Annotated in this window: 13 protein-coding genes, 1 tRNA gene and 1 pseudogene; 10 read left to right on the top strand and 5 right to left on the bottom strand. The window is 42.2% G+C overall.

From position 1 onward, the window contains the following. Window positions 1-48: 48 nt before the first annotated feature. A complete protein-coding gene (locus tag AC4IFT_RS00880; RefSeq protein WP_490750389.1) occupies window positions 49-366 on the bottom strand; it encodes an MGMT family protein in 318 nt (105 codons plus the stop codon). Between the two features lie 220 nt (window positions 367-586). Here AC4IFT_RS00880 and hprR point away from each other — a divergent pair, with 220 nt between their 5' ends. The 4 genes from hprR (at window position 587) to msrQ (ending at window position 4,321) form a co-directional block, all read left to right on the top strand. Further along, window positions 587-1,258 (top strand): response regulator transcription factor HprR, encoded by a 672-nt coding sequence (hprR, locus tag AC4IFT_RS00875; RefSeq protein ID WP_490735169.1) that lies wholly within the window; start codon window positions 587-589, stop codon window positions 1,256-1,258. Next, entirely contained in the window at window positions 1,255-2,616 is a 1,362-nt protein-coding gene (locus AC4IFT_RS00870; protein ID WP_490750388.1) for a heavy metal sensor histidine kinase, read from the top strand. Before hprR ends, AC4IFT_RS00870 begins: the two co-directional genes overlap by 4 nt. A gap of 89 nt (window positions 2,617-2,705) precedes the next feature. Beyond that, complete coding sequence (gene msrP / locus AC4IFT_RS00865) at window positions 2,706-3,713, top strand: protein-methionine-sulfoxide reductase catalytic subunit MsrP (protein WP_490750387.1); 1,008 nt, start codon at window positions 2,706-2,708, stop codon at window positions 3,711-3,713. Then, complete coding sequence (gene msrQ / locus AC4IFT_RS00860; protein ID WP_490735175.1) at window positions 3,713-4,321, top strand: protein-methionine-sulfoxide reductase heme-binding subunit MsrQ; 609 nt, start codon at window positions 3,713-3,715, stop codon at window positions 4,319-4,321. Before msrP ends, msrQ begins: the two co-directional genes overlap by 1 nt. Window positions 4,322-4,629: 308 nt before the next feature. On the opposite strand, the pseudogene AC4IFT_RS00855 reads toward msrQ, so the two are convergent. Together AC4IFT_RS00855 and AC4IFT_RS00850 are read right to left on the bottom strand one after the other, a co-directional pair. Then, window positions 4,630-5,466 (bottom strand): annotated as a pseudogene (locus tag AC4IFT_RS00855) (tyrosine-type recombinase/integrase); the annotation flags it as partial. A gap of 153 nt (window positions 5,467-5,619) precedes the next feature. Beyond that, window positions 5,620-5,696: transfer RNA gene (locus AC4IFT_RS00850), tRNA-Arg, on the bottom strand. Window positions 5,697-5,883: 187 nt separating this feature from the next. Between AC4IFT_RS00850 and folD the strand changes: the two genes are divergently transcribed. Next, window positions 5,884-6,741 (top strand): bifunctional methylenetetrahydrofolate dehydrogenase/methenyltetrahydrofolate cyclohydrolase FolD, encoded by an 858-nt coding sequence (gene folD / locus AC4IFT_RS00845; RefSeq protein WP_490750386.1) that lies wholly within the window; start codon window positions 5,884-5,886, stop codon window positions 6,739-6,741. Window positions 6,742-6,759: 18 nt separating this feature from the next. Next, window positions 6,760-6,972 carry a ribosome-associated protein YbcJ gene (gene ybcJ, locus AC4IFT_RS00840; RefSeq protein WP_219246167.1) on the top strand — a complete coding sequence of 71 codons (213 nt, stop codon included), beginning with the start codon at window positions 6,760-6,762 and terminating at the stop codon, window positions 6,970-6,972. A 43-nt stretch (window positions 6,973-7,015) separates the two neighbouring features. Here ybcJ and AC4IFT_RS00835 read toward each other — a convergent pair whose 3' ends face one another. Both AC4IFT_RS00835 and cysS read right to left on the bottom strand, forming a co-directional pair. Beyond that, complete coding sequence (locus tag AC4IFT_RS00835) at window positions 7,016-7,753, bottom strand: protein-tyrosine phosphatase family protein (protein WP_490750385.1); 738 nt, start codon at window positions 7,751-7,753, stop codon at window positions 7,016-7,018. A gap of 330 nt (window positions 7,754-8,083) precedes the next feature. Then, entirely contained in the window at window positions 8,084-9,472 is a 1,389-nt protein-coding gene (cysS, locus tag AC4IFT_RS00830) for a cysteine--tRNA ligase (RefSeq protein ID WP_490750384.1), read from the bottom strand. 268 nt (window positions 9,473-9,740) lie between these two features. Here cysS and ppiB point away from each other — a divergent pair, with 268 nt between their 5' ends. The 4 genes from ppiB (at window position 9,741) to purK (ending at window position 12,717) form a co-directional block, all read left to right on the top strand. Continuing rightward, entirely contained in the window at window positions 9,741-10,235 is a 495-nt protein-coding gene (gene ppiB / locus AC4IFT_RS00825) for a peptidylprolyl isomerase B (protein WP_219246164.1), read from the top strand. A 10-nt stretch (window positions 10,236-10,245) separates the two neighbouring features. Next, window positions 10,246-10,971 (top strand): UDP-2,3-diacylglucosamine diphosphatase, encoded by a 726-nt coding sequence (gene lpxH, locus AC4IFT_RS00820; protein WP_490750383.1) that lies wholly within the window; start codon window positions 10,246-10,248, stop codon window positions 10,969-10,971. A gap of 148 nt (window positions 10,972-11,119) precedes the next feature. After that, a complete protein-coding gene (gene purE / locus AC4IFT_RS00815; RefSeq protein ID WP_490735194.1) occupies window positions 11,120-11,635 on the top strand; it encodes a 5-(carboxyamino)imidazole ribonucleotide mutase in 516 nt (171 codons plus the stop codon). Beyond that, the gene (gene purK / locus AC4IFT_RS00810) at window positions 11,635-12,717 is read left to right on the top strand and encodes a 5-(carboxyamino)imidazole ribonucleotide synthase (RefSeq protein WP_490750382.1); all 1,083 of its coding nucleotides are present in this window, start codon (window positions 11,635-11,637) and stop codon (window positions 12,715-12,717) included. Before purE ends, purK begins: the two co-directional genes overlap by 1 nt. Window positions 12,718-12,750 lie beyond the last annotated feature (33 nt).

Here is a 12,750-nt window from a genome sequence, read left to right as displayed (position 1 = left end):
TATGCATAGTGCACGCACTGCCCTTCTTCAAAAAATGAAAAGTAAAGGTCAATCCAATCCTTCCCACAAATATTGTTTAAGTTTTATCTTATCGTTAGAATCGAATACAATCCCTTCACTTACCAATGCTTTTTTATGTCGAACATAGCTCTCCCCTTTCACAGACAGTTTCCCTTGCCCATTAATAATACGATGGCATGGCAAAGCACTCCCTTCTGGGATCGTGCGAATAACTTGGCATACTTGGCGTACATAAGTGGAGTAACCCGCCATTTTAGCGAGAGTACCGTAAGTCACCACTCGACCTTCAGGGATACTACCGATTAAGTGATAAATTATGTCTTGGAAAGAGGGAGCGTTATTCATATAAAGTTATTTATATTCAGTATGTTAATTTGTTTTGCAACGTATTAAGTAGGTCTGTATTTAATATAGAAGGTCCATAATACGTCTAAAGTCAGAGCAGGCAATGGAATATATTATCACTCTAAATCGCCTTCACAACCACCATCCTGTGATTTTTAATTGTTAAACACGCCTAAGTTTCTTTAATATAAAACTAAATTGAGGCCACTATACGAATTTCATGAAGATACTCTTAATCGAAGATCATATAAAAACCCAACATTGGGTTAAAAATGGCTTAGAAGAAGCCGGTTTTCTTGTGGATACCGCCAAAGATGGCCGTGATGGTCTCTATTTTGCCTTAGAGAATAACTACCAGTTAGTTATTCTCGATATTATGCTCCCAGGCATGGATGGCTGGGATATTTTGAAAATTTTAAGGACATCTAAAAATATTCCTGTGATTTGCCTCACCGCTCGCGATGCAGTAGACGACCGAATTAAAGGATTAGAGCTTGGTGCAAATGACTATCTCGTTAAACCATTTTCATTCTCAGAATTACTCGCTCGGGTTAAAAATCTCTTAAAAGTTCATCAAGCCACATCAACAAATATGACGATTGCAGATTTAAAAATAGACCTTACTCGCCATGAGGTAGAGCGAGGAGGCATAAAAATCGCCTTAACTCGTCAAGAATTTTCGCTTTTATTATTTTTTGTGCTGCATTGTGATGAAATCTTACCGAGAACATTAATTGCCAGTGAAGTTTGGGGGATTGATTTTGACAGCGATACCAATGTTATTGATGTCGCCATTCGCCGGCTAAGAAAGAAAATTGATGATAGTTTTGACGTTAAGCTCATTGAAACAATTCGTGGCATGGGATATCGCTTAAATAGGCCAGAAGAATGAAAAAAAAATCGCTGCGCTTTAAGCTTATTTCATTATTTGTTGCTTTGATGGTTGTCAATGCAGGTATGGTAACGTGGGTTTTGTATCACTCACTTAAAAATGAGCTCATTGAACAAGATAACAACTTACTCATTAACCGAGCTCACCAACTCGCCAAGTTAATTTCCAGTGGCATTGATATTAAAACACTTCCCATGTATTTCCAAAGCATGATGGACATGCGCCAAGATATCATCCAAATCTCGGATGAAGCTGGACGCGTATTAGTTTCGACAAATAATGCGCAGCTTGATACCCAACGACAATTTGTCCCTCAAAAACAATTAAGTCTCAATGTTATCAACCATGGGAAAACAGCGCAGGGAGTCCCTATTTCTTCCGTATATTTCGTGACGAGTTCCCCACAAGGGCCATTACACGTTGTCCTCGGCAAAGTTTCGGTCGACCGCAGTGGTATCTTAGCTCAATATTTAACCCAAAGTATGCTGGTTTCAGCCTTTTCAATATTACTCATGGGAATACTCAGTATATGGCTATTGAAAAAAGGACTGTCAGATATTCAATCGCTTAGCCAAATCACGGCAAAGACGGATATTTATACATTAAAGAACCCTATCGATATTGCGCAGTTGCCGCAAGAGCTTAAAGAGCTGGGTAAATCAATGAATACCATGCGACAAAGATTGAAGCATGATTTTGTCAAACTCACCCAATTGGCTGATGATTTAGCCCATGAGTTAAGAACCCCAATTAACGCTATTCGTGTGCAGAATGAGGTTACATTACAACGGCCTCGTCGTGTTGCCGAATATGAAGCGATGATCGTCAGTAATATAGAAGAATTGGATAAACTGGCGAAAATGATCCAAAACACCCTATTTATTGCCCGTGCCGAAAATAAGAACATTACGTTAAATCGCGAAAGTATCGTTTTATTTCAAGTTATTGATGAGGTGTATGAGCTGTTTTTCGCCTACGCACAAGAAAAACAAATCGAGCTATCATGTGTACCATCATCATTAACCCTTTATGCTGACCCTACACTACTCACCCGAGTTTTCGTTAACATTATCTCAAATGCAATTAAATTTTCTCACGCAAAAACTCGCGTAATTACTGAAATCACGGCATATCCCAACCACCAAGAAATTAAAGTCACTAACCAAGGCACTCTACTGCAAGATAGTGAGGAAATTTTCACTCGTTTTTGGCGGGGAGATAATGCTCGTTCAACAGAAGGCTCTGGTTTAGGATTGGCAATTGTTAAAGCGATTGTTGAATTGCATGGTGGGTCAGTGAGCTTTGAACACTGCTCAGGTACCAGTACAGTTACACTCCGATTCCCTACAATCAAGTAAGATGACAAATTTGTCATCTTACTGTCAGCTTTATTTTTTGCGCGTTTGATATAACAGAGTTAATTCGCCTTATTACTCTGGAGCGCACAATGAAAAAAGCACCAAGGATTCCAACGTCTCAAATCACAGATGAGTCGATTTTTTTTATGAAACGCAGGCAACTTCTTAAAGCTTTGGGTATCGGGGCGGCTGGTATAACCCTCGCTTCCACAGCAAATGCAGGTTTATTTTCTTGGTTTAGTGACGATACCCCCGCGATTCCAACCCTGCCTAGAAAATCGCTGACATTTATTCAACCTGAGGAATACCAATCATCGCTTGTTCTGACGCCGGAAGATAAAGTGACTGGGTATAATAACTTTTATGAGTTTGGACTCGGTAAGTCAGATCCCGCCGATAATGCTCATACATTAGTCACTGACGAATGGACTGTCACGATTGAGGGTGAAGTTAGCCATCCAATGACTCTCAATTTAGATGATATCAACACTAAGTTTCCCTTAGAAGAACGTATTTATCGGATGCGCTGCGTAGAAGCGTGGTCGATGGTTATTCCATGGGTTGGCTTCCCACTCGCTAAGCTATTGGCGCTTGTGGAACCGACAAGTAAAGCTAAATACGTCGCCTTTGAAACACGTTACGCCCCCGAACAGATGCCTGGGCAAAAAAGTCGTTACATTGGTGGCGGGTTAACCTACCCCTATGTTGAAGGATTACGCTTAGATGAAGCAATGAACCCACTCACTTTATTGGCCACAGGCGTATATGGAAAAAGTTTACCCAACCAAAATGGCGCACCTATCCGACTAGTCGTTCCTTGGAAATACGGCTTTAAAGGCATTAAGTCTATCGTGAAAATCCGCCTGACTGAGCACATGCCGGAAACAACATGGAACCTTTCTGCACCAAATGAATATGGTTTTTTTGCCAATGTGAATCCTCACGTAAACCACCCCCGCTGGTCACAAGCAACTGAGCGTTTTATTGGTGCAGGCGGCTTAGGCCAAGTAACTCGACAACCCACGTTGCTCTTTAATGGATATGCCGACCAAGTGGCAAGCTTATACCAAGGTATGGACTTGCGGAGATATTATTAATGTCCCAAGAAAATAAACTAACAGTATGGTTAACCAAGGGGAGTATTCATCTTATTGCTCTGCTTCCTTTACTTTGGTTGTTTTTTTTAATTAATACTCAACAACTTGGCGCCGATCCAGCTAAAGATATACAACATTTTACGGGGATCGCTGCATTACGTTTATTAATTCTGACTGCGTGCATCCCGCTTATTGCTCAGTTATTACGATTTGCCCCATTGTTTCAAGTGCGCAAAGCACTTGGGCTCTGGTGTTTTTTCTGGGCAGCACTACATTTAAGCAGCTATCTGTTACTTGAAATCGGCATCAATAATTTGGGGCTATTTTTTGAAGAAATTTATTCGCGAGCTTATTTAGTTATTGGCGCTATTGCTTGGCTATGTTTATTTCTGATGGCTATCAGTTCATTAAACTGTATTCGTAATTGGTTAGGTATATGGTGGAAAAGAGTCCATATGCTACTTTACCCGACCCTCTTACTTGTACTTTGCCATTACATATTGTCACTCAAAACACTCACGCCTGAACCTTTTATCTATTTAGGATTAGTTGGATTTATATTTTTTTATCGCATAAGAAATCAATGGAAAACATCTATTACATCATAAATAGAAAATATAAATTGAAATAAACAAAATCAACCATTTGTTTTTCTATGTCTTTTTTTGATATATTTAAACATAATTTACTCCCTTTGAAATTACCCTTTTAAAATATATATCAACAAAAATAATTTTATATTCCCGATATATATACAGAATTATCACACACTAAAACAATACTTTAATTTACGATATAACTCGACTAAGATAGATGATGAAAATAACTAAAAAAGACAAAGTGAGCAGTCAAAATGAAAGATATATTTAAACTTTCCTGTTATGGTTTGTATTTCATTGAACAACTCTAATGCCTATGTAGATAATGGCACCATGTGCGGTCGACGCATTTTCATACGTTCTTTTGGTATTTCCCAAATAGCCTTATCGAAATCTATTTCTGGCCATTCAGCGGCTCTTAGTTCAATAGTACGAACGCCTGTTATCATCAATAGCTTGGTCGCAATTTGAGTGATCTTACTTCCACTACATACAGATAGCGCCTGTAAAAACTCAGGTAACTCATTAACGTTTAAATGAGGGAAATGTTTTGCTTTTGGTGTAGACAGTGCGCCTGCTAATTCTGATGCAGGGTTATACTCTGCACGCCCTGTCACAATTGCATAACGGAATACTTGGTTACATGCCTGTCTTATCTTCTTTAGCTTGTCCAACACACCACGCTTTTCTAATTTTCTAAGCACCTCTAGCATATCTAGCGGCTTAATTTCCGTAATACTAGCTTTACCTATGTAGGGGAAGATATCTTTCTGGAAGGCTTCTAATAAGTCATCAGCGTAGCCTTGCGACCAGTTCGGCTTTTTATAGTCATGCCATTCAAGCGTGACTTTCTCAAAGCTATTATTGACCTGAGACTCTTTTTCTCGCTTTTCGGCTTTCTTTACCAACGATGGATCATCACCTAAGGCTAATATGCGCTTGGCTTCTTCTCTTTTTGCCCTTGCTTGTGCAAGTGATATTGATGGATATACACCTAAAGCCAGCCTTTTCTCTTTACCTGCATATCTATATTTCATACGCCAATACTTAGAACCATTCGGAGCAACTTCTAAATACATGCCCCCACCGTCAGAAAGTTTATAAGCTTTCTCTTTTGGCTTGGAAGTGTCTACTTGTCTGGCTGTTAGCTTCATCTGGGGGCACCGATTTTCATTGAACGGGGTAATGCCCCCACATAGTTGTAGATTTCAATAGACGTAACTAGACCTTGGAATACTAGGAATTCTTGTGATATCTGATTTTATAAGGGTTTTATGGACTGTTGTAGACGTTGAAATACTTGAGAATGGTACGCCCTACAGGATTCGAACCTGTGACCTACGGCTTAGAAGGCCGTTGCTCTATCCAACTGAGCTAAGGGCGCATTGTTAATGCAGGCAGCCTATCTGGCTGATGGCGTTGAATTATACGGTTGCTGAGCGCCGAGTCAATGGCTTTTCGCTACTAAAATAGCTATATGCTCATTTTATGTAACAGTTTGAACTGACAATGGCGTTAACTTCTGACAAAATAGAGCCATCACCGTGTCTCATATATGGATTAAGTTACAGATGTTAGCAAAAATTATTGATGGGAAAACGATTGCGCAGACAATTCGGCAGGAAGTTGCCCAAAAAGTACAGTTACGTTTAGAGCAAGGGAAACGGGCCCCGGGTCTCGCGGTCATTTTAGTGGGTGCGAATCCTGCTTCTCAAATTTATGTTGGTAGCAAGCGCCGTGCCTGCGAAGAAGTCGGTTTTATTTCTCGTTCTTATGATTTGCCCGACACCACCACAGAAGCTGAACTTCTGAAACTGATTGACGATTTAAACCAAGACGCTGAAATTGACGGTATTTTAGTCCAACTGCCATTACCTGCTGGGATTGATAACGTCAAAGTGATTGAGCGTATTCACCCAGATAAAGACGTTGATGGTTTCCACCCTTATAACGTCGGCCGCCTGTGCCAACGTGCGCCCCGTTTGCGCCCTTGTACGCCTCGTGGGATTGTCACGCTGCTTGAACGCTACAACATCAATACTTATGGCCTCAATGCCGTTATTATTGGTGCGTCGAATATTGTCGGCCGTCCTATGAGTCTTGAGTTATTATTAGCGGGCTGTACAACAACGGTGACACATCGCTTTACCAAAGACTTAGAACAACATGTCCGCAATGCTGATTTGCTGGTTGTGGCTGTCGGTAAACCGAATTTCATCCCAGGCGAGTGGATTAAATCGGGTGCTATTGTGGTTGATGTGGGCATTAACCGCTTAGAAAATGGCAAGGTGACAGGTGATGTGGACTTTGATGAAGCATCAAAACGCGCAGCGTGGATCACCCCTGTTCCGGGTGGTGTTGGTCCAATGACTGTTGCAACACTGATTCAAAACACGCTGCAAGCGTGCGAAGAGTATCACGATATTTAATGTATTTTGGAGTTATTCATGGAAATTTTCAATCTTGAAGGGCACCCACATGTTGAACTGTGTGATTTGCTGAAAATTCAAGGCTGGGCAGAAAGCGGTGCAATGGCAAAAGCCATGATCGCTGAAGGTTTAGTACAGGTTGACGGCGAAGTCGAAACCCGTAAGCGCTGTAAAATTTTGGCAGGCAAAGTTGTCTCTATGGGCGACGAACAAGTCAAAATTGCAGAGTAATATTATTGGTAAGCTGATATTTTCAGCTTACCAATTACCCTAATTAAGATCTTACTCGACCCAATGCATTATCTATCCGAATACTATTTAGTATGTCTTCTGGTACTCTACCATCAAAAGTAAATTGAATCATTTTACCCTTCCCATCATCGACTGATTTCTTTTCATTAGATTTATTCAGTTTCGCTGACTCGTATATTAATTCAACTGTTCGACTTATCAGCTTTGAATTTTCATTTCTTGGGAGGTTCAGCTCACTAGACCAGTTCTTTACATGCATCACAGGGACTTCATGTCGATGGCCATTTCGCATAACGACTAAGTTAAAGCATTCAAACTTTAAATTTTCAGTATTTCCATTTTTATTTATACCAAATTTTTTTATTTTCAAATCACCAAACTGCTGTTCTTTAACACCTTCTGAAAACAACATTTTCCCTTGCTTTTCTTGGTGCTCCGCTGATGACCAGACAATCACCACCTTGGGTTTATTTTGCATAATATCAGAGAGGAATTGTTCAATAGGTGGTGTTTTGGGCTTGATCGGTTCAATGTCTGCCATTACCACCTTTTGTTCGCTTTTTATCGGTACTTGTTTGGCATTAATTGGTGCTATTGTGCTTTCGGAGGGTATTGCACTTGGAACATACCAAGTGGCCTTGGGCATATTCACTGGCTGCCTTTTAATTCCCACAAGATTTTGTAAAAAAGTAACGAGACGTTTTTTAACGGGTGTTGCAGGCCATAAACTTCTGATTGATATGCTAATTGGTGATACCATAATTATTACCCTCATTTCAAATAATAGCGCCATCATATTGTTCGCACTGTTGATGGCTGCATTTTGTTCATTAATTGAGCTTATTATTTGATGGAAAAATAATTATTTCTTGCAAATTTAGCCACTAAATAGAAAAACGGCCAGATATTGAATCAATACCTAGCCGTTTAGTTTTATCGAACTCTAATTTTTTAATGTATTCAATACGCTAAATAGTTCAAATTGCAGCTAGGCGTCAAGGGAAGTTATCCTTAGGAGCATACATAAGTATGTGACTAAGGTAACTGGGCGCAGACAACAACGCTGCGGTTTGAAATATGACGCGTACGCTTACTTACGACGCCAAGTAGTCCCCGCCGATGAATCCTCCAGCACAATGCCCATCGCCGTTAATGCATCACGTGCAGCATCAGCTTGTGCCCAATCTTTATTTTGACGAGCATCTAACCGCTGTTGAATTAACGCTTCGATTTTTGCAACCTCCGCATCATCTTCACCTTGAGCGCCGCCTTTTAAAAAGCTTTCTGGGTCTTGTTCCAGTAAGCCAAGAACGCCTGCTAGTTCACGCAGTTCAGCTGCCATACCGTTAGCAGCGGCCATATCTTCCGCTTTCAAACGGTTGATTTCACGCACCATGTCAAATAACACGGAATAGGCTTCTGGCGTATTGAAGTCGTCATTCATGGCTTCAACGAAGCGTGCTTTAAAGGTTTCACCGCCCGCTGCTTTTGCTGATTTATCTGTGCCACGTAATGCTGTGTACATACGCTCTAACGCAGTACGCGCTTGCTTCAGGTTTTCTTCTGTGTAATTCAGTTGGCTACGATAATGGCCTGAAAGCAGGAAGTAACGCACTGTTTCGGCATCGTAATACTCGAGCACATCACGAATCGTGAAGAAGTTATTGAGAGACTTCGACATTTTCTCTCTATCAACCATCACCATCCCTGAGTGCATCCAATAGTTAACATATGGGCCATCATGAGCACAGGTCGATTGCGCAATTTCATTTTCATGATGCGGGAACATTAAGTCCGAACCACCACCGTGAATATCAAAATGATTACCCAATGTTTTGCTATTCATCGCAGAACACTCAATGTGCCAACCCGGGCGGCCTAAGCCCCATGGTGACTCCCAGCTTGGCTCCCCTTCTTTGGACATTTTCCAAAGCACGAAATCCATTGGGTTACGTTTAACGTCTGCAACTTCAACGCGAGCACCCGCTTGAAGCTGTTCTAAATCTTGACGAGATAACAGCCCGTAATTTGGGTCAGTTTTCACTTCAAACATCACATCGCCGTTATCCGCCACATAAGCATGGCCACGTTCGATTAAGCTTTCAGTTAGCTCAATAATTTCGCCGATGTGGCGTGTGGCACGTGGTTCGCTATCAGGGCGTAGAATATTCAACGCATCAAAATCTTTGTGCATTTCCGCTAACATGCGAGTGGTGAGTTCTTCAACACTTTCGTTATTTTCTGCAGCACGTTTAATGATTTTATCGTCGATATCCGTCACGTTGCGAACATAATTCAAATCATAGCCTAAATAGCGCAAATAACGGCTAATTGCATCAAATGCCACAAATGTACGGCCATGGCCGATATGACACAAGTCGTAGATAGTGATGCCACACACATACATCCCAATCTTTCCTGCGTGGATGGGCTTAAACTCTTCTTTTTGACGACTTAGTGTATTAAAAATTTGTAGCATCTGGACTTTTCCATGTAAGTGAAAAATGATTATCGATTTCTATCGGTAAAATACCATGTTATTGAACCCCGATCACCTTAAGAATGCAAGGGTTTACCCTGCCTTTTCTTGTTGAATTCAACAGGCATTTAATACACACCTATTATGCTATAAAGCACCGGCAAAATGCACTGTCACTTCAAGTCGGGTTTTATCTGTGATATAAACGTGCAGATCTCAACGCTTTCGCAAGATAGCGCACAAAAAACAATTATTCAGGATAGCTATTATGGTTACATTTCATACCAATCACGGCGACATTGTTATCAAAACATTTGACGATAAAGCGCCAGTCACAGTCGAAAACTTTTTAACTTACTGCCGTGAAGGTTTTTACAATAATACCATTTTCCACCGTGTTATTAACGGCTTCATGATCCAAGGCGGTGGTTTTGAGCCGGGCATGGAACAAAAAAACACGAAAGCGCCTATTAAAAACGAAGCAAACAACGGCTTAAAAAACACCCGTGGTACGCTGGCAATGGCTCGTACTAACGACCCTCACTCTGCCACCGCACAATTCTTTATCAACGTTGCTGATAATGACTTCTTAAACTTCCGTTCAGAGCGCCCAGATGGCTGGGGTTACTGCGTATTTGCTGAAGTCGTTGAAGGCATGGACGTGGTTGATAAAATCAAAGGCGTTTCTACTGGCCGTAGCGGTTTCCACCAAGACGTTCCTCGTGAAGATGTTGTGATTGAAAAAGTGACTGTCAGCGAGTAATCCTGCCTCTATGTCCACTTACATCATTGCAGATCTGCATTTGAGTGAAGATGAACCGGCGATCACCGCCGGTTTTATCAATTTTATTCAACAGCAAGCCATCCACGCCGATAGCCTGTATATCCTCGGTGATTTTTTCAATTATTGGGTGGGCGACGACGATAACACCCCGCTTCATCAACGTGTCGCAAACGAGCTAAAACAGCTCACAGCAAAAGGCATTCCTTGTTATTTCATTCATGGCAACCGCGATTTTTTAATCGGTAAACGCTATGCCAAGCAGTGTGGAATGACAATTTTGCCCCAAGAAACCCTTCTCGATATTTATGATAAGCGCATTTTAATTCTACACGGTGATACCTTGTGCACCGATGATATGGCTTATCAAAACTACCGTAAAAAAGTTCACACGCCTTGGATCCAACGTGTTTTTCTCACACTTCCGCTGTTTATTCGCCGTCGGATTGCGCAAAAAATGCGTCAAAACAGCCAATATGCCAGTAGCATGAAAGCGGAATCCATTATGGATGTTAATCCACAAGCGGTTGTTGACGCACTACAAAGACACCAAGCCCAATGGATGATCCACGGCCATACCCACCGCCCCGCCATTCATGAAATCAATATTGGCGGAAAGCTACATTTCCGTGGAGTATTAGGTGCATGGCACCATGACGGTTCTGCCTTTGTGATTAATGAACAAGGCATCGAACTGATTTTCTTTCCCTTCGAATAACCACAGACAATTTCTTGGTCGTAAACGCGACCGTTTGCTTATTTATTAATCACGCAAACGTTTTCCTTGCTGCTTTGTCGTGATATGATCGACTCAATTCAATTCTCCACCTTCGGGTGACGTTTTTTTCAATACAGGAAAGCACCAAATGACTGCCCAAGCTTCTGCTCAATCTGCGGCAAAAATCGCCATTGTTATGGGTTCGAAAAGTGATTGGACGACCATGCAGCACGCTGCTGATGTATTAACCGAACTCCAAATTCCTTTTCACGTCGAAATTGTCTCCGCACACCGTACACCCGATAAACTGTTTTCATTTGCCGAAACTGCCAAAGCAAACGGCTTTGATGTAATTATTGCAGGCGCTGGTGGTGCAGCCCATTTACCGGGGATGTTAGCGGCCAAAACCTTAGTGCCTGTTTTTGGTGTTCCTGTACAAAGTGCCGCACTCAGTGGAGTTGATAGCTTATATTCCATCGTCCAGATGCCAAAAGGCATTCCTGTGGGCACCTTGGCGATTGGTAAAGCAGGTGCTGCAAATGCCGCATTACTAGCGGCGCAAGTCTTAGCTATCGCTGATGACGCTGTTTTTAAGCGCTTATCCACATGGCGTGAAACACAAACTAACGACGTACTCAATAACCCAGACCCGAGGGACGCGTAATGAAACCCGTTTGCGTACTGGGTAACGGTCAACTCGGCCGTATGTTGCGCCAAGCTGGTGAGCCGCTGGGCATCGCGGTATTCCCTGTTGGGCTAGATGCAGAACCTGAAGCCGTTCCTTATCAGCAAAGTGTGATCACCGCTGAAATCGAACGTTGGCCTGAAACGCCATTGACCAAAGAATTAGCACGCCACAATGCCTTTATTAACCGCGATATTTTCCCGCGTTTAGCCGACCGCTTTCCGCAAAAGAGCCTGTTTGATAGTTTAAATTTGTCAACCGCCCCTTGGGCACTGCTTGAATCCCCAGAACAATGGTCTGAATTATTCGCCTCACTAGGTGATTTTCTGATAGTCAAGCGCAGAACAGGCGGTTATGACGGGCGCGGCCAATGGCGTGTACGCCCCGGCGATGAAATCAATCTACCTGCTGAAATCTACGGTGAATGCATTGTCGAGCAAGGCATCCCTTTTGATGCTGAAGTGTCTGTCATTGGTGCACGTAATGCTGCGGGTGAATCCGTTTTTTACCCTATCACTCACAATTTGCACCAAGAAGGCATCTTACGCACCAGCGTTGCGTTCCCAAAATCCACAAATCCCCAGCAAGAGACCGCACAAACTATGTTAAGTGCGGTGATGGATGAGCTTGGTTATATTGGTGTGATGGCGATGGAATGCTTTGTTGTCGGCGACACACTGCTTATCAATGAAATTGCCCCTCGCGTACATAATAGCGGGCACTGGACACAAAACGGGGCCTCAATCAGCCAATTTGAGTTGCATTTACGTGCCATTTTGAATCTGCCAATGCCATCCCCTGAAGTATTCAGCCCTGCGGTGATGGTGAACTTAATTGGTACTGGTGTGAATATTGATTGGCTCAATTTGCCACTCGTCCACTTGCATTGGTATGAAAAAGAGGTGCGCCCAGCCCGCAAAGTTGGCCACTTAAACCTCTCCCACAGCGATTGCCCACTGTTAGCCGAAACCCTTAGCGCATTAATTCCTCTGTTACCAAATGAGTACAAAAGTGGCATTGAGTGGGCAAATGCAAAATTAGACTGGTACTCTCGTCAATAAATAGGGAAAATAGCCCTTAATCGATGCCCGAAC

The sequence above is a fragment of the Providencia sp. UF-183 genome, from assembly GCF_058246155.1.
The sequence above is the reverse complement of the archived record's forward strand: the minus strand, read 5'-3'. Positions and strand labels throughout refer to the sequence as shown.

Bases quoted from the DNA above. Each gene is read 5' to 3' on its own strand.
- ybcJ (WP_219246167.1), top strand. From the start codon at position 6,760: ATGGAAATTTTCAATCTTGAAGGGCACCCACATGTTGAACTGTGTGAT.
- msrQ (WP_490735175.1), top strand. From the start codon at position 3,713: ATGTCCCAAGAAAATAAACTAACAGTATGGTTAACCAAGGGGAGTATT.
- AC4IFT_RS00880 (WP_490750389.1), bottom strand. From the start codon at position 366: ATGAATAACGCTCCCTCTTTCCAAGACATAATTTATCACTTAATCGGT.
- cysS (WP_490750384.1), bottom strand. From the start codon at position 9,472: ATGCTACAAATTTTTAATACACTAAGTCGTCAAAAAGAAGAGTTTAAG.
- purE (WP_490735194.1), top strand. From the start codon at position 11,120: ATGACTGCCCAAGCTTCTGCTCAATCTGCGGCAAAAATCGCCATTGTT.
- ppiB (WP_219246164.1), top strand. From the start codon at position 9,741: ATGGTTACATTTCATACCAATCACGGCGACATTGTTATCAAAACATTT.
- hprR (WP_490735169.1), top strand. From the start codon at position 587: ATGAAGATACTCTTAATCGAAGATCATATAAAAACCCAACATTGGGTT.
- lpxH (WP_490750383.1), top strand. From the start codon at position 10,246: ATGTCCACTTACATCATTGCAGATCTGCATTTGAGTGAAGATGAACCG.
- AC4IFT_RS00870 (WP_490750388.1), top strand. From the start codon at position 1,255: ATGAAAAAAAAATCGCTGCGCTTTAAGCTTATTTCATTATTTGTTGCT.
- AC4IFT_RS00835 (WP_490750385.1), bottom strand. From the start codon at position 7,753: ATGGTATCACCAATTAGCATATCAATCAGAAGTTTATGGCCTGCAACA.
- folD (WP_490750386.1), top strand. From the start codon at position 5,884: ATGTTAGCAAAAATTATTGATGGGAAAACGATTGCGCAGACAATTCGG.
- msrP (WP_490750387.1), top strand. From the start codon at position 2,706: ATGAAAAAAGCACCAAGGATTCCAACGTCTCAAATCACAGATGAGTCG.
- purK (WP_490750382.1), top strand. From the start codon at position 11,635: ATGAAACCCGTTTGCGTACTGGGTAACGGTCAACTCGGCCGTATGTTG.